Here is a 23,460-nt window from a genome sequence, read left to right on the forward strand (position 1 = left end):
GTGGCGGTCGCGGTGGCGGTGGGGGTGGGGGTGGGGGTGATGGGGGCGGGCTCATCGGGCCAACCCGGCGGCCCAGTCGACGATGGTCGCCGCGGTCAGGTCGGCGTGGTCCTCCAGGACGGTGAAGTGGTCGCCGGTGATCTCGATCAGGTCGTGCGGCAGCGGCCAGTACGCCCGCCAGTCCCACCGGCCCTCCGGGTCGATCACGGTGCCCGCCACGGGCGTGTCCGCCTGCGCGACGAGCGTCGGGGTGGCGATCGGCTGCGGCTTCCAGTCCGCGAACAACCTCTGGTAGAGCCCCATCGTGCTGAGGTTGGTGTCGTCGAGTGTCATGTCGTACTGGGCGACCCGTCCGAGCATCCCCTCGATCATCGCGGGCAGCCACCAGTCCATGCCCGGCACCAGGGCGGTGTCGATCGGGAAGGTGTCGACCAGGCCGAGCCCTACCGGGTGCACCCCCTCGGCCTCCAGACGTCGGGTCACCTCGTGCGCGATGCATCCGCCCATCGAGCGGCCGACGACGACGAACGGCTCGTCGCCCACAGCCGCGCGTACGGTCTCCACGTGCATCCGCAGCAGCGCGTCCGCGTGATCCGGCAACGATTCGTCCGCCACGAAGCCCGGCGTCTGGATCACGAACACGTCCCGCTCGCCCTGGAACACCTGCCCGAACCGGGCGTATTCGTGCGGTCCGGAGATCGCGCTCAGCGACGGGAAGCAGACGATCTTCGGCCCGGTCTCGCCGGTCGCCAACCGCAACACCGGTTTGACGTGCCGATCCCGTTCGGACTCCGCGAAGGACGGCCGCAGCCCCGCCGACGCCATGATCACCTCTGCGGCCGTGGTGTACTTCTCGGCCGCGCACAGTTGCACGTAGAACGACGCGAGCGCGCCCTTGACCCGGTCGGACCCCGAGGGCGTCGAACTCGGCTGTTCGTCGGGTGACTTGCCCCGCTCCACGAGCGCGGTGCCCAGGTGTCGGGCGAGGGCGCGCGGGGTCGGATGCGCGATGGTCACCGTCGCCGGCAATCGCAGGCCCGTCGCCGTGGCGAGCCGGTTGCGCAGTTCGACGGCGGTCAGCGAGTCCAGGCCGACCTCCAGGAACGCCTGTTCCGCGTCCACCGATTCGTCGGCGGCATGGCCCAGGACCACGCCCAGCTCGGTCCGGACCAGGTCCACCAGGATCTCGTCCCGCTCCCCCTCGCCGGCCACCGCGAGCCGACGCCCGAGCCCCGATTCGGCAACCGCCGGGGCGGTACGCGCCACGCGCCGCTTACGCCGCCCGGCATCGGCGCCGGCCGCCCGGACGCGCGAACCGGTCCCGTCCGCGAGCCGCCCGGTGGGCACCGGACGCGATGTCAGCGACCCGACGGAAAGCACCGGCGCGCCGGTCTCGTCCCAGGCCGCCACCGCCACCGTGTCCGGCCCGGCGGGAGTGAGCCGAACCCGCAGCCGGCCGGCTCCGGTCGCATGCAGCCGTACCGCGCTCCACGCATAGGCCAGGCTCGTCCCGGCCTCCTCGCCGGCCGCCTCGGCCCGCCGCAGCGCATCGACGACCGCCACATGCAGCGCGGCATCCAACAGCGCCGGATGCAACCCGAACTCCCCGGCCTGCTCCGTCCCTTCCCCGGCCGCCCCGACCTCGGCGAACAACGCCTCGTCGGTCCGCCAGGCGGCCCGCAGTCCCTGGAACACCGGCCCGTAGTCGATCCCGGCCGCTGCCAACACCTCGTACGCGTCCTCGACCGGCACCGACACCCCGTCGGCAGGCGGCCAACTGCCCACCTCCGGAAGGATGTCGTCCTCGGCGGACTCCGGTGCGAGGAAGCCGCCGGCATGCCGCGTCCAGTCCGCGCCGTCCCCCGCCGCCTCGTCCCGGGAGAACACCGCGAACCGCCGCCGCCCGTCCTCGCCCGCGGAGCCCACCGCGACCTGGATGTGCACGCCGGCGTCGGAGTCGCCGGCGTCGTCACCCTCGTGGGCAAAAATCAGCGGCGCCTCGATCACGAGTTCGTCCACCACACCGAGACCGACCTCGTCACCGGCCCGCACGGCCAGCTCCAGGAAGACGGACGCGGGCAACAACACCGTGTCGCGGACCGCGTGATCGGCCAGCCACGGATGTGTACGAAGCGACAGCCGTCCGGTCAGCAGGACATCGTCCCCGTCGCCGGTGCCCACCGAGGCCCCGAGCAACGGATGCCCCACCGACCGCAGGCCCAACGACGACGCACCGGCGGCGGGGCGGGCCGGCGTCTCGCGCCAGTACCGCCGACGCTGGAACGCGTAGGTGGGCAACGCCACGCGCCGGGGCTGGTGTTCGGTGAAGGCGGTGGCCCAGTCCACCGGGACTCCCCGCACGAAGGCTTCGGCAAGCGAGGTGTACAGGCGCTGCGCACCACCCTGGTCGCGGCGCAACGTGCCGACCACCACGGGGTGTCCCGGGCCGGTCTCCTCCAACGTGGCCTCGATCGCGGCGGTCAGCACGGGGTGCGGACTCGCCTCGACGAACACGCCGTGTCCGGATTCGGCCAGCGCGCGCACCGCTTCCTCGAAGCGCACGGTCTCACGCAGGTTGGTGGCCCAGTACGCGGCATCCATCCCGGCGGTGTCCAGCCACTCGCCGGTCACCGTCGACCACAGCGGCACCGATCCGGACACCGGCGCGATCCCCGCGAGATCTGCGACGATGCGGTCCCGAATCTCCTCCACCTGTGCCGAATGCGACGCGTAATCCACCGGAATCAACCGCGCCCGACCACCCTCGTCGGTCACAACCGCCACCAACTCGGCCAACGCGTCCGGCTCCCCGGACACCACCACCTGACCCGGACCGTTCACCGCCGCCACCGAGATCCGCCCGTCCCACGCCGCGATCCGCTCCCGAAGCACCTCCACCGACTCCGCCACCGACGCCATGCCGCCGCGCCCCGACAGCGCCACGATCGCCCGACTCCGCAGCGCCACCACCCGCGCACCATCGTCCAGCGACAACCCACCGGCCACCACGGCCGCCGCGATCTCACCCTGCGAGTGCCCCACCACCGCGTCCGGGACGACCCCGAACGAGCGCCAGACCTCGGCAAGCGAAACCAACACCGCCCACAACACCGGCTGGACCACATCCACCCGATCCAACGACGGCGCACCCTCCACCCCGGTCAACACATCCACCGCCGACCAGTCCACGAACGGCTCCAACGCCTTCGCGCACTCACCGAACCGGGACGCGAACACCGAAGACTGGCCGTGGAGTTCCGCGGCCATGCCGGCCCACTGCGAACCCTGACCCGGAAACACGAACACGGTCCGACCCACCGGACCGACCGACCCCGAGACCACTTCCACCGCCGATTCGCCGCGCCGCACCGCGTCCAGGTTCTCGATCAACCCTCGACGGTCACCGATCACCACCGCCCGCTCCGCGAACGCCGCCCGGGTGGTGACCAGGGAGAAACCGATGTCGGCGGTCGATGGCGAGACGTCCCGATCGAGCCGGTCGAGCAACCGCGCCGCCTGGGCCCGCAACGCCTCCGGGGTCTTCGCCGACAACACCCACGGGAGGACGTCGTCCGACACCGGTCGCTCGTCGGCCGGTTCGCCCTCGGTGGAGGGCTGTTCGAGGATGACGTGCGCGTTGGTCCCGCTCACTCCGAACGCCGACACCGCCGCCCGACGAGGCCGATCCACCTCCGGCCACGGCCGGGCCTCGGTCAACAACCGCACCCCGCCCGACGACCAGTCCACATGCGGCGTCGGCTCGTCCACGTGCAACGTCTTCGGCAACACGCCGTGCCGCAACGCCTCCACCATCTTGATCACCCCGGCCACACCCGCAGCCGCCTGCGCATGACCGATGTTCGACTTCAACGACCCCAACCACAACGGCCGATCCGCCGGCCGATCCCGCCCATACGTCGCCAACAACGCCTGCGCCTCGATCGGATCACCCAGCGTCGTCCCGGTCCCGTGCGCCTCCACCACGTCCACCTCGTCGGCGGACAGTTCGGCGCCGGCCAACGCCGCCCGGATCACCCGCTGCTGCGCCGGGCCGTTCGGCGCGGTCAGGCCGTTGGAGGCGCCGTCCTGGTTGACCGCGCTGCCGCGTACCACCGCGAGCACCTCGTGGCCCAGGCGCTCGGCGTCGGAGAGCCGTTCCAGGATCAGCACGCCGACCCCCTCGGCCCAACCGGTGCCGTCGGCCGACGCTGCGAACGCCTTGCAGCGGCCGTCCACGGAGAGCCCGCGCTGCCGGGAGAACTCGACGTAGCCCATCGGCGAGGCCATCACCGTGGCCCCGCCCGCGACCGCGAGATCGCATTCCCCGCCGCGCAGCGACTGTGCCGCCAGGTGCAGCGCGACCAGCGACGACGAGCACGCGGTGTCCACCGTCACCGCCGGGCCCTCGAAGCCGAACGTGTACGAGATCCGGCCCGACGCGACGCTGCCGAGCGTGCCCGTGCCGAGATAGCCCTCCAGTTCCGGCGGCACCTGGTCGAGCGCGGGCGCGTAGTCGATGCCCGCGATCCCGGTGAACACCGAAGTGCGACTGCGGCGCAGGCCGGTGACGTCGATCCCGGCCCGCTCGAAGGCGTCCCACGCGGTCTCCAGGAGCAGCCGCTGCTGGGGGTCGGTGGCCGGTGCCTCGCGCGGCGAGATGCCGAAGAACGCCGCGTCGAAGTCGCCCGCGTCCGGCAGGAAGGAGCCGGCCACGGTGTAGGTGGTGCCCGGCCGGTCGGGATCCGGGTCGTAGAGGTCGCGCAGGTCCCAGCCACGATCGGTGGGCGCCTCGCCGACCGTGTCGGTGCCGGATTCGACCAGCCGCCACAGGTCCTCGGGCGAGGTCACCCCGCCCGGAAGCCGGCAGGCCATCCCGACGATCGCGATCGGCTCGCGCCGACTCGCCTCCACCTCGCGGACCCGCTTGCGGGCCTCCCGGACGTCGGCCAGCGCACGTTTGAGATATCCCCGGAGCTTGTCTTCGTCGGACATGGAGCTGCCTTTCCTGAGTGGTGGGGCCTGGTGGTCGGTCGGGGGTCCGGGGATCAGAAGGATTCGACGTTGCCGTCGAGCAGGCCGAACAGTTCCTCGTCGGTGGCACTGTCCAGATCGATCTCGTCCGGGTCGACGGACGCCGAACCGGACGCCGAACCGGATGCCGGGCCGGGTGCCTGGCCGTCCCACTTGGCGGTCAGCACCCGCAGTCGCTCGATGATCGCCAACCGCTGGGCGAAGTCGCCGAGATCGGCGGTCAACGTGGCGTCCAGCCGGTCGAGTTCGGCCAGCGCGTCGGGCAGGGGCAGACCGGGGCCGGCGGCGGCAAGCCGCTCCACGAGGAATTCGGCGACGTCGGCCGGGGTGGGGTAGTCGAAGATCAAGGTGGCGGGGAGTTCCAGGCCCGAGCCGGTGTTCAGCCGGTTGCGCAGCTCCACGGCGGTCAACGAGTCGAACCCCAGCTCCCGGAAGGCACGTTCGGGCTCGACCGAGGCCGCGTTCCCGTGCGCGAGCACGACCGCCGTCTCGGCCCGCACGAACTCGAGTACGGCGGCGTCGCGTTCGCTGCCGGCCAGGCCGGCGAGGCGCCCCGGGAGTACCGGGCCGGCTGCCGAATCGGCGCGCGATTCGGTCGCGCCCGGCAGCCCGATCGCGCTTGCACCTCCGCCCACGGCCGTCCGGCTCCCGTCCAGCCAAAAGCGTTCGTGCTGGAAGGCGTAGGTCGGCAACTCGACCGGCCGGGCGTGGAATCCCGCGTAGGCCACGCTCCAGTCGACCTCCACTCCTCGCACCCAAGCCTCGGCCAGCGAGGTGTACAGGCGCTGCGCGCCACCCTGATCGCGGCGCAACGTACCGACCACCAGGGAGCGGCCCGACGTCGTGACTTCCAGGGTCTCCTGGATCGCCGCCACCAGAACGGGGTGCGGGCTGGTCTCGACGAACACGCCGTGTCCGGATTCGGCCAGCGCGCGCACCGCTTCCTCGAAGCGCACGGTCTCACGCAGGTTGGTGGCCCAGTACGCGGCATCCATCCCGGCGGTGTCCAGCCACTCGCCGGTCACCGTCGACCACAGCGGCACCGATCCGGACACCGGCGCGATCCCCGCGAGATCTGCGACGATGCGGTCCCGAATCTCCTCCACCTGTGCCGAATGCGACGCGTAATCCACCGGAATCAACCGCGCCCGACCACCCTCGTCGGTCACAACCGCCACCAACTCGGCCAACGCGTCCGGCTCCCCGGACACCACCACCTGACCCGGACCGTTCACCGCCGCCACCGAGATCCGCCCGTCCCACGCCGCGATCCGCTCCCGAAGCACCTCCACCGACTCCGCCACCGACGCCATGCCGCCGCGCCCCGACAGCGCCACGATCGCCCGACTCCGCAGCGCCACCACCCGCGCACCATCGTCCAGCGACAACCCACCGGCCACCACGGCCGCCGCGATCTCACCCTGCGAGTGCCCCACCACCGCGTCCGGGACGACCCCGAACGAGCGCCAGACCTCGGCGAGCGAAACCAACACCGCCCAGAGCACCGGCTGGACCACATCCACCCGATCCAACGACGGCGCACCCTCCACGCCGGTCAACACATCCACCGCCGACCAGTCCACGAACGGCTCCAACGCCTTCGCGCACTCACCGAACCGGGACGCGAACACCGAAGACTGGCCATACAACTCCGCGGCCATACCGGCCCACTGCGAACCCTGACCCGGAAATACGAACACGGTCCGAGCGAGGGTGCCCGTCGCGGACCCGGTCACCACGCCGGCCGCGGAGTCGCCCCGGGCCAGCGCGCCCAGTTCGTCGGGCAGCGTGTCCGAGGCGCCGATCAGCACGGCGCGCTCCTCCAGAGCCGCGCGCGAGGCGATCAGCGCCGCGCCGACGTCCACCGGATCGAGGTCGGCCCCGGCCAGGGTGTCGATCAGCCGGGCGGCCTGGCCGCGCAGGGCAGGTGCCCGCTTGGCCGAGATCAGCCACGGGAGCACCACGTCGCGATCGCGGTGCGGGTCGGCGGCCTCGGGCCGCGCGACCGGCGGAGCCTGCTCCAGGATCACGTGCGCGTTGGTCCCGCTGACCCCGAAGGACGAGACTCCGGCCCGGCGCGGGCGCCCGGTCTCCGGCCAGGGACGGGACTCGGTCAGCAGCCGTACCCCGCCCGACGACCAGTCCACGTGCGGCGTTGGCTCGTCCACGTGCAACGTCTTCGGCAACACCCCGTGGCCCAGCGCCTCCACCATCTTGATCACCCCGGCCACCCCGGCGGCGGCCTGGGCGTGCCCGATGTTCGACTTCAACGACCCCAACCACAAGGGTCGATCCGCCGGCCGATCCCGCCCGTAGGTCGCCAACAACGCCTGCGCCTCGATCGGATCACCCAGCGTCGTCCCGGTCCCGTGCGCCTCCACCACGTCCACCTCGGCCGCCGGCACGCCCGCGTTCGCCAACGCCGCCCGGATCACCCGCTGCTGGGCCGGGCCGTTGGGCGCCGTCAACCCGTTCGACGCACCGTCCTGGTTGACCGCCGAACCCCGGACGACCGCCAGTACCCGATGCCCGTTGCGCCGGGCGTCCGACAGCCGCTCGAGAAGCACCAATCCGACGCCCTCGGCCCAGCCGACGCCGTCCGCCGCGCCCGCGAACGCCTTGCAGCGGCCGTCCACGGACAGTCCGCGCTGCCGGGAGAACTCGGTGAACGCACCGGGGGAGGCCATCACCGCGACCCCGCCCGCGACCGCCAGGTCGCTCTCGCCCAGGCGCAACGACTGTGCGGCCAGGTGCAGGGTGACCAGGGACGACGAGCACGCCGTGTCGATCGTGACCGCCGGGCCCTCGAAGCCGAACGAGTACGAGATCCGGCCCGACGCGACACTTCCCGCGTTGCCGTTGCCGACGTATCCCTCCAGGGCGGCCGGTACGTTGCCCGGGTGCGGCGCGTAGTCGTGGTACATCACCCCGGCGAACACACCCGTCCGGCTGCCGCGCAGCGTGGTCGGGTCGATCCCGGCCCGTTCGATCACCTCCCAGGTCGTCTCCAGGAGCAGCCGCTGCTGCGGGTCGGTGGCCAGCGCCTCCCGGGGCGAGATCTCGAAGAAGCCCGCGTCGAACTCGGCGGCGTCGTGGAGGAATCCGCCGTGTCGGGTGTACGACTTGCCGGCCGCCTCCGGGTCCGGGTCGAACAGGTCCTCGACGTCCCACCCGCGGTCCTCGGGGAACGCCCCCACCGCGTCGGTGCCGGATGCCACCAACCGCCACAGGTCGCCGGCGGACGAGACGCCGCCCGGCAGCCGGCAGGCCGTGCCGACGATCACGATGGGATCGTCCGTGCCCGGCAGAGGGGTTGCCGCGGCCGGGCTCGGCTCGGGCACGCCCGCCGCCTCGCCCAGCAACTCGCCACGCAGGAAATCGGCGAGGGCGGCCGGGGTCGGGTGGTCGAAGACCAGCGTCGCGGGCAACCGCAGGCCCGTGGTCGCGCCCAGCCGGTTGCGCAGTTCGACGGCCGTGAGCGAGTCCATGCCCACCTCGCCGAACGCACGTCGTGCACCGAGCGTTTCGGGCTCCGCGCCGAGTACGCCCGCGACCTCGGCGCGGACCAGGTCGAGCAGTTCCCGCTCCCGGTCGGCCGGACTCAGGCCGGCCAGTCGGGCGGTCAACGCGGCGCCGCCCGTCGACCGGGCCGCCGCCGTGGCGATCCGTCGGCTCGGCCGGACCAGCCCCCGCAGCAGCGCCGGTACCGCGTCCGGCCGGGCCCGCAGGCCGGCCGGATCCAGCGGCGCCGGGATCGGCACCGCCGAGTCCGGCCCGTCGGCGCCGCCTCGGGGCCGCACCACGTGATCGAACAGGCGCAGTCCGTCCGCCGTGGCCAGCGGCCGGATGCCGGCCCGGGCCGCACGCCGCCGGTCCGCCTCCGCCAACCCGGCGGTCATCCCGCCGGCCTCGGCCCACATCCCCCACGCCAACGACACCGCCGGCAGCCCGAGCGCCCGCCGGTGCAGCGCGAGCGCGTCCAGGAAGCCGTTGGCCGCCGCGTAGTTGCCCTGTCCGGGCCCGCCCAGCACACCCGCGACCGAGGAGAAGAGCACGAAGCCCGCCAGGTCCTGATGCCGGGTCAACTCGTGCAGGTGCCATCCGGCGTCGACCTTGGGCCGCAGTACCGCCGCAAGCCGCTCGGGCGTGAGCGCGTCGATCACGCCGTCGTCGATCACGCCCGCCGCGTGCACCACGGCGGTGAGCGGATAGGCCGCCGGCACGCTCGCGATCAGTGCGGCCAGCCGGTCGCGATCGGCCACGTCGGCCGCCGCGACGGTGACCTCCGCGCCGAGGTCGGTCAGCTCGGCCAGCAACTCGCCCGCACCCGGCGTGTCGAGGCCGCGACGGCCGGTCAACAGCAGCCGCCGCATGCCGTGTTCGGTCACCAGGTGACGGGCGACCAGGGCACCGAGCACACCCACGCCGCCGGTCACCAGGACGGTCCCGTCCGGATCCCAACCACGCGTGTCCCGGACCGACCCCGCGCCGATCGCCGCCGAACCGACCGCCGTCGACTCGATCCGCCGCAATCTCGGCACGAACAAGGCCTCACCGCGCACCGCCAGTTGCGGTTCGTCGGCGTCACGCGCGCCCGCATGGACCGCGCCGAGCGCCGCCTGCGAGGCCGGCTCCCCGTCGTGGTCGATCAGTACGATCCGGCCCGGTTGTTCGGCCTGCGCCGATCGCACCAGACCGGCCACCGCGGCGGCGGCCGGATCGGGATCCTCCCCCGCGGCCACCGCGAACGCGCCGCGCGTGAGCACCACGATCCGTTCGGCCTCCGACCGCAAGACCTCCAGCACCCGCGTGGTCTCCCGATGTGCCGAAGCCGACGCGTCCCGCTCCGTCGGCCGCACCGAAACGACCACCGTGCCGGCACCGAACTCCCCGCCGCGCTCGCCCGGTTCCCCGACCGGCGCCGCCCCCTCGACCCACTCCACCTCGAACAGCGCGTCCCGCTCCGGCGTTCGGGCCCCCTCCAGCTGATCCGCCGTCACCGTCCGGGTGGCCAGGGACTCGATCGAGACCACCGGCGTACCGCTCCCGTCGGCGGCCGTGAAGGTCAGCTCGCCCGGGCCGGTCGAGCCGATCCGGATCCGCAGCTCGGTCGCGCCGGACGCGTGCAGCCGTACCCCGTTCCAGGCGAACGGCAGTCGGCGCCCCTCGGCCGCGTCCGGGTCGGCCAGGCTCCGCACCGAGGCGATGTGCAGCGCGGCGTCGAGCAGGGCCGGGTGGATGCCGAACCGGGCCGCGTCCCGGTGTTCGTCGGCCGGCAGCGCGGCCTCGGCCAGGATCTCGCCGCCGAGCCGCCAGGCGGCGCGCAGGCCGCGGAAGGCCGGGCCGTAGTCGATGCCCGCCTCGGCCAGGGCCGCATACGCCTGCGAGACGTCGATCGGGCTCGCGTCGGCGGGCGGCCACGCGCCGGCGTCGCCGGACCGGGCCGGGACCTCGACGGCCTGCCGCGGGTCCTGCGACACGCTCAGGAAGCCCACCGCGTGCCGGGTCCAGGGCGCGTCCGCATCGGCGTCGGCCGGTCGCGCGTACACCGCGATCGGCCGACGGTCGGCAAACTCACGCGCCCCGACGACCACCTGAAGCTGTACCGCGTCGCGCTCGCGCAGGATCAGCGGCGCCTCGATCACCAACTCCTCGACGGTATCCAGGCCGACCTCGTCCCCGGCCCGGATCGCCGCCTCGACGAAGGCCGTTCCGGGCACCAGGACCGACCCGAACACCACGTGTCCGGCCAGCCACGGATGGCTGCGCAAGGACAACCGCCCGGTCAGCACCACCGTCTCCGCGCCGCCGTCGGCCGCACCGCCCGCCACCCGCAACGACGCGGCGAGGAGCGGGTGATCGGCCGCGCCGAGTCCGAGCCCGGACGCGTCGTCGGCCCCCACGGCGGTCTGGTCGATCCAGAACCGCCGGTGCTGGAAGGCGTACGTCGGCAGGTCGACCCGCCGGGCGCCGGAACCGGCATACCACGCGGGCCAGTCCACCGCCGCGCCGTGCACGTGGGCCGTGCCGAAGGCAAGCAGCGCGGTCTCGCCCTCCGGCCGATCCCGGCGCAGTGCGGCGGCGAACGCCGGTGCGTTGCCGCCCTCACCCGCGTCCGCGTCCGCGTCCGCCAGGCTGTCCTGGGCCATCGCGGTCAGCACCCCGTCGGGTCCCAGTTCCAGGTAGGTGGTCACGCCCGCGTCGGCCAGGTGGGCGATCACGTCCCGGAACCGCACCGCGTGGCGAACGTGTGCCACCCAGTGCGCGGCGTCGAGCGGCCGCCCCGCGTCGGCGGGTCGACCGGTGAGGTTGGAGATCACCGGGATGCGCGGCGCGTGGTGGGTCAGGCCGGCCGCGATCCGGCCGAACTCGTCGAGCATCCCGGCCATCAGCGGCGAGTGGAACGCGTGGCTGACCCGCAGTCGTTTGGTCTTGCGGCCCTGTGCGGCGAACTCGGCGGCGACCGCGAGCGTCGCCTCGGCGGCCCCGGACAGCACGATCGAGCGTGGCCCGTTGATCGCCGCCACCGCCACCTCGCCCTCCCGACCGGTCAGCGCGGCGGCGACCTCCCCCTCCGTGGCCTGGACGGCGACCATCGCGCCGGTCGTGGGCATCGCCTGCATCAGCCGGGCCCGGGCGGCGACGAGGGTCGCGGCATCGGGGAGGGTGAGTACGTCCGCGACATGTGCGGCGGTCAGTTCGCCGAGCGAGTGTCCGGTGACGAAGTCCGGCCGCAGGCCCCAGGACGCGTACAGCCGGTACAGCGCCACCTCGATCGCGAACAGCGCCGGTTGCGCGTACACCGTCCGGTCGAGGTGTTCGGCCGCGTCCTCGACAAGGCCGAACACCACGTCGCGCAGCGGGTACGGAACGTGCCCGGCCAGCTCGGCGTCCAGCGCTGCGGCGACCTCGTCGAAGGCGGCGGCGAACACCGGCTGGACGGCGTGCAGTTCGCGGCCCATACCGACACGCTGGCTGCCCTGCCCGGTGAACAGGTAGGCCAGCGGCCCCGATCCGCCCGCGCCGCCGCGCACGAGGCCGGCGGCGGGCGTGTCGGCCGCGAGCGCGTCGAGGCCGGCCGAAAAGCCCGCCGGGTCGTCGGCGACCACGATCGCGCGTTCGTCGAACCGGGCCCGGGCGGTGGCCAGCGAATAGCCGACGTCGAGCACATCGGCGCTCCCCAGCGCCGCGCCGCGCACATGCGCGGCCAGTCGGGCCGCCTGGGCGCGCAGCGCGGCGGGGGTCCTGGCGGTGAGCAGCCAGGGCGTCGCGCCCGACGGTCGCCGCTCGCTCGCCTGCCCCGGTTCGTCCGGCAGACCCCGATCGGCGGCCTCGGGCTGTTCGAGGATCAGGTGCGCGTTCGTCCCGCTCGCGCCGAACGCGGATATCCCCACCCGCCGGGGCCGGCCGGTCTCCGGCCAGGCCCGGGCCTCGGTGAGCAGCCGGACCGCGCCCGCCGACCAGTCCACGTGCGGGGTCGGTTCGTCGATGTGCAGCGTCCTGGGCAGTACGCCGTGCCGCATCGCCTCGATCATTTTGATCACGCCGACGATTCCGGCGGCGGCCTGGGTGTGGCCGATGTTGGACTTGGCCGAGCCGATCCACAGCGGCCGGTCCTCGGGCCGGTCCCGACCGTAGGTCGCGATCAGCGCCTGGGCCTCGATCGGGTCGCCCAGGGTGGTTCCGGTGCCGTGTGCCTCGACCGCGTCGATGTCGGCGGCGGTCAGCCGGGCGTCGCGCAGCGCCTGGCGGATCACCCGCTGCTGCGAGGGCCCGTTGGGCGCGGTCAGGCCGTTGGAGGCGCCGTCCTGGTTGACCGCGCTGCCGCGCAGCACCGCGAGGACCCGGTGGCCCAGGCGGCGGGCGTCCGCGAGCCGTTCGACCAGGACCAGGCCGGTGCCCTCGGACCAGCCGGTGCCGTCGGCGGCGCCGGCGAACGCCTTGCAGCGCCCGTCCGCGGCCAGCCCGCGCTGGCGGGAGAACTCGACGAAGCCCAGCGGCGACGCCATCAGCGTCACCCCGCCGGCCAGCGCGAGGTCGCATTCGCCGCCGCGCAGCGAGTGGGCCGCGAGGTGCAGCGCGACCAGCGAGGACGAGCACGCGGTGTCCACCGTCACGGCCGGACCCTCGAAGCCGAACGAGTAGGCGATCCGCCCGGACGCGACACTGGCCGCGTTGCCGTTGCCGATGTAGCCGCCGACCTCGTCGGGCACCCGGCTCAACCGGGCCGCGTAGTCCTGGCCGTTGAGGCCGGCGAAGACCCCGGTGCGGCTGCCGGCGAGGGTGGTGGGGTCGATGCCGGCCCGCTCGAACAACTCCCACGCGGTCTCCAGGAGGAGCCGGTGTTGCGGGTCGGTGGCCAGTGCCTCGCGCGGCGAGATGCCGAAGAACTCGGCGTCGAACCCCGCGATGTCGGGCAGGAACGCGCCCTGGCGGGTGTACGACTTTCCCGGTCGATCGGGGTCGGGATCATACAACTCCTCGACGTCCCAGCCTCGATCGGCGGGGAAGTCGCCGACCACGTCGATGCCTTCGGCCAGGATGCGCCACAGCTCCTCGGGGGACTGCGCGCCGCCGGGCAGCCGGCAGGCCGCCGAGACGATCGCGATCGGCTCGGGGGTCGGGTTCCGCGCCTCCTCCAACCGGGCCTGGGTGTCGTGCAGTTCGACGGTCAGCCGCTTGAGCAGGTGGCGGATCTGCTGGTCGCTCATGGTGGTTGTGCCTTTCGCGTGGACCGGCCGGTCGGGAGCCACCGGCGGGTCGGGGAATGCCGGCGGGTCAGGAGATGCCGAACTGCTTGCCGATGAATTCGATGAGTTCGGCGTCGGTGGCCGCGTCGATCTCCTCGTCGATCGCGCCGACCTCCGGGCCGTCGGACCCGGTGCCGGGTACCGCGGCGGCGGCCCAGCGGGCGGCGATCGTGGTCAACCGCGCGGCCGAGGCCGCGTGTTCGGCCGGAGTGACGGCCGGGTCGCCGGCCGCGTGGGCGAGCAGCGCCTCCAGACGGTCGATCTCGACCCGCACGGTCTCGGCGTCCGCGAGGGTCCGCGGTACGAGTTCGCCGCGCAGGAACTCGGCGAGCGCGTTCGGGGTCGGGTGGTCGAAGACCAGCGTCGCGGGCAACTTCAGACCGGTCTCGGCGGTCAGCCGATTGCGCAGTTCGACGGCGGTCAGTGAGTCGAATCCCTGGTCCCGGAACGGCTTTTTGGCCTCGACCGAGCCGGCCGAGGCGTGCCCGTGCACGATCGCCGCCTGGGTCCGGACCAGGTCGACCAGATGCGGTCGGCGCTGCTCCTCGGGGAGTTCGGCGAGCAGCGCGGTCAGCCTGCTCGCGGGCGTTTCGGCACCGGCCGCACCGTGCGTCGCGGCCGATCCGGCCACCGGCGCCCGCAGCAGCTCCGCGACCAGCGGGTGCGCACGGTCCCGGAACAGCACGTCCCAGTCGATGTCGCAGACCGTCAGGTGGCTCTCGTCGGCGTCGAGGACGTGTCCGAGCGCTTGCACCGCGCGGGCCGGGTCGAGCATGGTCAGGCCCTGCCGGCCCAGTCGTTCCTCGATCTCCGGCGCGGCGATCCCGCCGCCGGCCCAGTGTCCCCAGGACACCGAGGTGGCGACCCGCCCGGCCTGCCGGCGGCGCGCCGCGAGCGCGTCCAGGTAGGCGTTGCCCGGCGCGTAGTTGCCCTGCCCGGCCACCCCGCAGATACCGGCCACCGAGGAGAACAGCACGAATGCCGACAGGTCGAGATCGCGGGTGAGTTCGTCCAGGTGCCGGGCGCCGTCCACCTTGACCCGCGATACCCGCTGCTGCTGCTCCGAAGTCAGGTCCCCGATCACCGCGTCGTCCAGGATCGCCGCCGCGTGCAGCACCGCGGTCAGCGGGAACGCCTCCGGGACCCGGTCCAGTACGGCCGACAGCGCGCCTCGATCGGCCACGTCACACGCGGCGAACGAGACCCGGGCGCCGAGCGCGGTGATCTCCTCCGCGAGCCGCGCCGCGTCGGGAGCGTCCGCACCCCTTCGGCTGACCAACAACACATGCTCCGCGCCGCGTTCGGCCACCCAGCGGGCCACGTGTCCGCCGAGCGCGCCGGTGCCCCCGGTGATCAACACCGTTCCCGACGGCCGCCAGGTCGCGGCCGGCCGTGCCGCGCCGAGCGGCGCGCGCACGAGTCGGCGGCCCCGAAGTCCGCTCGCCCGTACCGCCACCTCCTTCTCGTCCGCCGCACCGGCCAGCACGGCCGTCAGTCGGGTCCACACCGGTGCCGTGGCGTCCCCGGTCGGGTACTCGCCCGGCAGGTCGATCAGGCCGCCCCACGACCCGGGACTCTCCGCCGCGACGACCCCGCCGAAGCCCCACACCTGCGCCTGCTCGGGCACCCGTACCGGATCCCCCGCCTCGACGGACACCGCACCGTCGGTCGCCACCCACAGCGGTGCCGACACCCCGGCGTCGTCCAGTGCCTGGACCAGCGCCACGGTGGCCGCCGAGCCCCACGGCACCGCGTCGAACCCGGGCGCCGTGCCATCGGCGAGGGCCAACAGCGAGAGCACGCCGGCGATCGGCCCGCGCGATCCCGCCACCAGGTGCCGCAGCGCGGCCCGTTCACCCGCCCCACGCGCCACCGGGACCGGCTCCACCCGGGCCCCGGCGGCGGTCAGCACCGCCGTCAGGAAGTCCGCCCAGGCCGTCGCGGCCCCCGCCTCCGGGACCAGGAGCAGCCAGGTGCCGACGAGCCTGCCGGACCCGGTGCCGCCGACCGGGCGCCAGAGGACGCGGTGCCGCCACGCGTCGATCGTGGCGTCCGAGCGCCGTCGGTCCCACCACGACGACAACGCGGGCAATACCTCGCCCAACGACTGTGCCGAGGCGTCCGCCCCGAGGGCCGCCGCCAGTTCGGCCCCGTCGCCACGCTCCACCAGGTCCCAGAACGCGGCGTCGATCGACGCCGTCGAAGCCGACGCGGAACCGGTCGCCGTGGCCCCGTGTTCGGTGTCCCGAATCCAATACCTCCCGCGCTCGAACGGGTAGGTGGGCAACTCGACGACCCGTGCGCCGACCCCGGCGAAGGCGGCCGTCCAGTCCACCGCGACCCCGCGCACGAATGCCTCGGCGAGCGAGGTGTACAGGCGCTCCGCACCACCCTGGTCGCGCCGCAACGTGCCGACCACGACAGGGTGTTCGACGCCGACCTCGTCGAGCGTGGCCTCGATCGCGGCGGTCAGCACGGGGTGCGGACTCGCCTCGACGAACACCCCGTGCCCGGTGGCGGCGAGACCCCGAATCGCCTCCTCGAAGCGCACGGTCTCGCGCAGATTGCCCGCCCAGTACGCGCCGTCCATCTCCGCGGTGTCCAGCCACTGCCCGGTGACCGTCGACCAGAGCGGAATCGTCCCGGAAACCGGCACTATCCCGGCCAGATCCTCGACGATCCGGGCGCGTATCTCCTCCACCTGTGCCGAATGCGACGCGTAGTCCACCGGTATCGGCCGGGCCCGGCCGTCCTCCTCTGTCACCGCCGCCACCAACTCGGCCAACGCGTCCGTTTCGCCGGAGACCACCACCTGCCCGGGGCCGTTCACCGCCGCGATCGAGATCCGCCCGTCCCAGGCCGCGATGCGCTCGCGCACCGCCACGAGCGGCTCCGCCACCGAGGCCATCCCGCCCCGACCGGACAGCGCCACGATCGCCCGACTCCGCAGCGCCACCACCCGCGCACCGTCGCGCAGCGACAACCCGCCGGCCACCACGGCGGCCGCGATCTCCCCCTGGGAGTGCCCCACGAGCGCGTCCGGGACGACCCCGTACGCCCCCCAGACTGCGGCCAGCGACACCAACACCGCCCAGAGCACCGGCTGGACCACATCCACCCGATCCAACGACGGCGCACCCTCGACCCCGGTCAACACCTCCACCGGCGACCAGTCGACGAACTCGGCGAGTGCGGTCGCGCACTCCTCGAACCGGGCCGCGAACACGGTCGACTCGCCGAGGAGTTCCGCCGCCATACCGACCCACTGCGATCCCTGCCCCGGGAATACGAACACGGTCTTGCCGACCGGCCCGGCCGTCCCGGTCACCACGCCCGCCGGGCGATCACCGCGTGCCAGCGCCTCCAGGCTCGCCGATCGATCCGCCGCGCCGACCAGTACCGCGCGCTCGGCGAACGACGCCCGCGAGGCGACCAGCGAGAACGCCACGTCCACCGGTTTCTCGTCGAGTACGCCCCGCGCCCGGGCGGCCTGCGCGCGCAGAGCGTCCGGTGTCCGGGCCGACAACACCCACGGGAACGCGTCGTCGACGGGCGGGCGTTCGTCGGCCGGCTCGCTCTCCGGCGGGGCCGGTTCGAGGATCACGTGCGCGTTCGTCCCGCTCACCCCGAAGGCGGACACCGCCGCCCGCCGGGGCCGATCCACCTCGGGCCAGGCACGGGCCTCGGTCAGCAGTCGCACCCCGCCCGAGGACCAGTCCACATGCGGCGTCGGCTCGTCCACGTGCAGCGTCCTCGGCAACACGCCGTGCCGCAGGGCCTCCACCATCTTGATCACCCCGGCCACCCCGGCGGCGGCCTGGGCGTGCCCGATGTTGGACTTCAACGAGCCCAGCCACAACGGCCGATCCTGGTCCCGACCCCGGCCGTAGGTGGCCAACAACGCCTGTGCCTCGATCGGATCACCCAGCGTCGTCCCGGTCCCGTGCGCCTCCACCACGTCCACGTCACCGGCGGACAACCCGGCGTCGGCCAGCGCCGCCCGGATCACCCGCTGCTGCGACGGGCCGTTCGGCGCCGTCAGCCCGTTCGACGCGCCGTCCTGGTTCACCGCCGAACCACGCAGCACGGCGAGCACCCGGCGACCCGCGCGCCGTGCGTGCGACAACCGCTGCAACACCACGAGTCCGACACCCTCGGCCCAGCCCGTGCCGTCCGCCGCGCCGGCGAACGCCTTGCACCTGCCGTCGACGGACAGGGCGCGCTGCCGGGAGAACTCGACGAGCATGTTCGGCGAGGCCATCACCGCGACCCCGCCGGCCAGCGCGAGATCGCTCTCCCCCGAGCGCAGCGACTGGGCCGCGAGGTGCAGCGCGACCAGCGACGACGAGCACGCGGTGTCCACCGTCACCGCCGGCCCCTCGAAGCCGAGGGTGTACGAGATGCGGCCCGAGGCGACGCTGCCCGCGTTGCCGGTGCCCAGGTAGCCCTCCAGGCCCTCCGGGGTCTCGGTCAGGTCGCGCAGGTAGTCCTGGCCGGCCAACCCGGCGAACACCCCGGTCCGGCTGCCGCGCAGCGTGTCCGGGTCGATCCCGGCCCGCTCCAGCGCCTCCCACGAGGTCTCCAGGAGCAGTCGCTGCTGCGGGTCCATCGCCAGCGCCTCGCGCGGGGAGATGCCGAAGAAGGCGGCGTCGAACTCGGTCGCCTCCGGCAGGAACGCGCCGTTGCGGGTGTACGACGTGCCCACCCGGTCCGGATCGGGGTCGTACAGTGCCTCGACGTCCCAGCCGCGGTCGATGGGCAGCCCGCCCACCGCGTCCGTACCGGCCGTCACCAGGCGCCACAGATCGGCGGGCGAGCCCACCCCGCCGGGCAACCGGCAGGCCATCCCGACGATCACCACGGGATCGTCGGTGGTGTCCACCCCGGATGCCCTCTCGACCACGTCCGCCGCCTCGACCCCGCCCAGCAGTTCGCCGCGCAGGAACTCGGCGAGCGTGTTCGGGGTCGGGTAGTCGAAGACCAGCGTCGCGGGCAACTTCAAACCGGTCTCGGCGGAGAGTCGATTGCGCAGTTCCACCGAGGTCAGCGAGTCGAATCCCTGATCCCGGAAGGGCTTCGCGGCGTCCACGGCGGCGGGGCTCGCGTGCCCCTGGACGACGGCCGCCTGGGCCCGCACCGCCTCCACGAGGAAACGCGGGCGGTCGGCCGTGGCGAGCGCGGCGAGTCGGGCGGCGAAGCCGCCGGCGGACGGGGCGTCGAGCGCGGTCGGGCGGGCACCGGTGCCGCCGCCGGTCGCGTCGAGCAGTTCGGTGACCAGCGGGGCGCGGCGGTCGCGGAACAGCACGTCCCAGTCGATGTCGCAGACCGTCAGGTGGCTGTCGCCGGCGTCGAGGATCCGGCCCAGCATCCGGATGGCGAGTTCGGGATCGAGCATCCGCAATCCCTGGCGCCCGAGCCGTTCCTCCACCTCGGGTGCGGCGATGCCGCCACCGGCCCAGTGGCCCCAGGAGATGGCCGTCGCGGGCAGTCCGGCGGCCCGGCGGCGGGCCGCCAGCGCGTCCAGATAGGCGTTGCCCGGTGCGTAGTTGCCCTGTCCCGGCACGCCGCAGATGCCCGCGAGCGAGGAGAACAGTACGAACGCGGACAGGTCGAGGTCGCGGGTGAGTTCGTCCAGGTGTCGGGCGCCGTCCACCTTGACCCGCAATACGCGGTCGAGTTGTTCGAGGGTCAGGTCGGCGATCACCGCGTCGTCGAGCACGGCGGCGGTGTGCACGACGGCGGTCAGCGGCGCGTCGGCCGGGATGCCGGCGAGTACGTCGGCCAGCGCCGCACGGTCGCCGACGTCGCACGCGGCGAACGAGACCCGGGCACCGAACGCGCCCACCTCGGCCGCGAGCGCCGCCGCTCCCGGGGCGTTGGCCCCGGACCTGCTCACCAACAACACGTGCGGCGCGCCGCGTTCGGCCACCCAGCGGGCCACATGCCCGCCCAGCGCACCGGTGCCGCCGGTGACGAGCACGGTTCCCGTGGGTTGCCAGGGCGTCGGGTCCGGACCGGCGTCCGGTGCGGCCCGAACCAGCCTGCGCGCCCAGATCGCCGCGTCGCGCACCGCGATCTCCGTCTCGCCCGTGGCCCCGGAGAGCACGGCGACCAGTCGCTCGGCCGCCGCCGCGGTCGGGATCCGCTCCGGGACGTCGATCAAGCCGCCCCACAGGTCGGTCAGTTCGGCCGCGGCGATTCCGCCGAAGCCCCATACCTGGGCCTGTTCGGGCACCCGCACCGGGTCCTCGGCGCCGATCGACACCGCACCGCCGGTCACGGCCCACACCGGGGCGACCACACCCGCGTCCCCCAGGCCCTGGACCAGCGCCAGAGTCGCCGCCGCACCCCACGGCACCGCGGCGAAGCCGGGCACCGGGCCCTCGGCCAGGGCCAGCAGCGACACGATGCCGGCGACGGATCCGCCGGCCGCCGCGACCGCGTCCGTCAGCCGATCCCGCAGCACCCCACGATCCGCGTCCTCCCGGGCCACCGCCAGCGGCACCACCCTGGCGCCGGCCGCCGCGAGCGCATCGCCGAACCACGTGACCCACGGCGCCGCTTCCGAGTCGTCCGGCACCGCGAGCAGCCAGATCCCATCCGACCGCGACCGCCCCGGATCGGCTACCGGACGCCATACGATCCGGTGTCGCCAGGACCGGGTCACCGCGCCGGACCGCCGCCGCTCCCACCAGGACGACAGGGCCGGCAGTACCGCGCCCAACGGCTCGGCCAGATGCCCGTCCGCGTCCCCCAGGGCGGCCGACAACCCCGCCGGGTCGCCACCCTCGACGAGTTCCCAAAAGGCCGCGTCCGCCGCGGCCTCGACCGGTTCGGTGTGCTCGCCGGTGTCCAGCCAGAACCGCTCGCGCTGGAAGGCGTAGGTGGGCAGCGAGACCCGCGGCGGGGTGCCCTCGGCAAACGCGAACGCCGCCTCCCAGAACACCGGCACCCCGCGGACGAACACCTCCGCCAGCGAGGTGTGCAGCCGCAGCAGGTCGCCCTGCTCCCGGCGCAGCGTGCCGACCACGACCGGATCGACCGCGCCGGCCGCCTCCAGGGTGTCCTGGATCGCGGCGGTCAGCACGGGATGCGGACTCACCTCGACGAACACGCCGTGGTCGGCCTCGGCCAGCCCGCGTACCGCCTCTTCGAAGCGCACGGTCTCGCGCAGGTTGGTCGCCCAGTACGCGGCGTCCATCTCGGCGGTGTCCAACCAGTCCCCGGTCACCGTCGACCACACCGGGACCGTCCCGGACACCGGCGCGATCCCGGCCAGATCCGCGACGATCCGCGCCCGGATCTCCTCCACCTGCGCCGAATGCGACGCGTAATCCACCGGAATCAGCCGAGCCCGACCACCCTCGTCGGTCACAACCGCCACCAACTCGGCCAACGCGTCGGGTTCGCCGGACACCACCACCTGCCCGGGCCCGTTCACCGCCGCGACCGCGATCCGCCCGCCCCACGCGGTGATCCGCTCCCGCACCGTCGGCTCGGGCAGCGCCACCGACGCCATCGCGCCCCGCCCCGACAGGGCCAGGATCGCCCGGCTGCGCAGGGCAACGACCGTGGCGCCGTCCTCCAGGGACAACCCGCCGGCGACCACCGCCGCCGCGATCTCGCCCTGCGAGTGTCCGACGAGCGCGTCCGGGACGACCCCGTACGCCCGCCAGACCTCGGCCAGCGACACCAACACCGCCCACAACACCGGCTGGACCACATCCGCCCGATCCAACGACGGCGCGCCCTCGACACCGGTCAGTACCTCGACCAACGACCAGTCCAGATGCGGTTCGACGGCCTTGGCGCACTCGTCGAAGCGGGCCGCGAACACCGGTGCCTGGGCGTACAGGTCGGCGGCCATGCCGGGCCACTGCGAGCCTTGGCCGGGGAAGACGAAGACGGTGCGGCCGGGTGCGCCCGCCGAGCCGGTGAGCACGGTCGGGGTCTGCTCGCCGCGCGCCAACGCGTCTAGCCCGGCGACCAGTTCCGTACGGTCCGCGCCCAGGACGACGGCACGCTCGCCGAAGACCGCGCGGGAGGAGACGAGCGCGAAGCCGACCTCGGCCGCGCCGGGCACGTCGGTCAGTCGAGCCGCCTGCGCGCGCAGCGCCGGTACCGACTTGGCGGAGAGCACCCACGGAATCGACGGCGCCGACACGGTCGTCGGCGACTCCGCGACCTCCCGGTCCTCGTCCGGCAGTTCCAGGATCACGTGCGCGTTGGTCCCGCTCACCCCGAACGCCGACACCGCCGCGCGCCGAGGCCGATCCACCTCCGGCCACGGCCGGGCCTCGGTCAACAACCGCACCCCGCCCGACGACCAGTCCACATGCGGGGTCGGCTCGTCCACGTGCAACGTTTCGGGCAGCACGCCGTGGCGCAGCGCCTCGATCATCTTGATCACCCCGGCCACCCCCGCGGCGGCCTGGGCGTGACCGATGTTGGACTTCAACGAGCCGAGCCACAACGGCTGTTCCGGCGTGCGGTCGCGGCCGTAGGTGGCCAGCAGGGCCTGGGCCTCGATCGGGTCGCCGAGCCGGGTACCGGTCCCGTGCGCCTCGACCGCGTCCACGTCGGCCGGGGTCAGGCCGGCGTTGGCGAGTGCCCGGCGGATCACCCGCTGCTGCGACGGGCCGTTGGGGGCGGTGAGTTGGCTGCTGGTGCCGTCCTGGTTGACCGCGCTGCCCCGCAGGACCGCGAGCACGCGGTGGCCGGCCCGGCGGGCGTCCGAGAGCCGTTCCAGGACGAGCAGGCCGACGCCCTCCGCCCAGCCGGTGCCGTCGGCGGCGCCGGCGAACGCCTTGCAGCGGCCGTCGGCGGACAGTCCGCGCTGGCGGGCGAACTCGACGAACATCCCGGGCGAGGCCATCACCGTGGCCCCGCCCGCGAGGGCGAGGTCGCACTCGCCCGAGCGCAGCGACTGGGCCGCCAGGTGCAGCGCGACCAGCGACGACGAGCACGCGGTGTCCACCGTCACCGCCGGCCCCTCGAAGCCGAAGGTGTACGAGATCCGGCCCGACGCGACGCTGGTGGTGCTGCCCGTCAACACGTAGCCGTCGACCCGGTCGGGCGTGGACTTGTACAGGCGTGGCGTGTACTCCTGCGCGATCACGCCGGCGAAGACGCCGGTGGCCGAGCCGCGGACCGCCGCCGGGTCGATCCCGGCGTCCTCCAGCGCCTCCCAGGCGGTTTCCAGGAGCAGTCGCTGCTGCGGGTCGGCGGCCAGCGCCTCGCGCGGCGAGACGCCGAAGAAGGCGGCGTCGAACTCGGCGGCGTCGTGCAGGAATCCGCCCTGTCGGGTGTACGTCCTGCCGACCGCGTCCGGGTCCGCGTCGTAGAGGCCGTCCAGGTCCCAGCCCCGGTCGGTGGGGAAGCCGCCGATCGCGTCCCGGCCCTCGGCCACCAGCCGCCACAGGTCCGCCGCCGAGTGCACGCCCCCGGGCAGCCGGCAGCCGATGCCGACCACGGCGATCGGCTCGTTCCGGGCTTCCTCGTTCTCCCGCAACCGGCGCCGGGCCTGGTGCAGGTCGGCGGTCACCCGGGTCAGGTAGTCACGCAGCTTCTCTTCGTTCGCCATGGGGTATCAGCCTTTTTCCGTGCGGCGGCTTCGCCGTGATGTGGTACGCGTCGGGGTGCCCGGCCGGCCCGCGTGGATCCACGCGGGCCCGCGCTC

The 23,460-nt window shown here is 73.8% G+C and carries 2 protein-coding genes and 1 pseudogene; all 3 read right to left on the bottom strand.

Going from position 1 to position 23,460, the window contains the following annotated elements:
• Nucleotides 1-51: 51 nt before the first annotated feature.
• A complete protein-coding gene (locus ACFRCG_RS34105) occupies nt 52-1,347 on the bottom strand; it encodes a thioesterase domain-containing protein (RefSeq protein ID WP_380038719.1) in 1,296 nt (431 codons plus the stop codon).
• Nucleotides 1,336-13,646 (bottom strand): annotated as a pseudogene (locus ACFRCG_RS34110) (SDR family NAD(P)-dependent oxidoreductase); the annotation flags it as partial. The gene ACFRCG_RS34105 and the pseudogene ACFRCG_RS34110, both read right to left, overlap by 12 nt.
• A gap of 163 nt (nt 13,647-13,809) precedes the next feature.
• Nucleotides 13,810-23,364 carry a type I polyketide synthase gene (locus tag ACFRCG_RS34115; RefSeq protein ID WP_380038687.1) on the bottom strand — a complete coding sequence of 3,185 codons (9,555 nt, stop codon included), beginning with the start codon at nt 23,362-23,364 and terminating at the stop codon, nt 13,810-13,812.
• Between the last annotated feature and the right edge of the window lie 96 nt (nt 23,365-23,460).

The sequence above is a fragment of the Embleya sp. NPDC056575 genome, assembly GCF_042793325.1.
Taxonomy (GTDB): Bacteria; Actinomycetota; Actinomycetes; order Streptomycetales; family Streptomycetaceae; genus Embleya.

Coding starts and splice junctions, on each gene's coding strand:
- ACFRCG_RS34115 (WP_380038687.1), bottom strand. CDS start 23,364: ATGGCGAACGAAGAGAAGCTGCGTGACTACCTGACCCGGGTGACCGCC.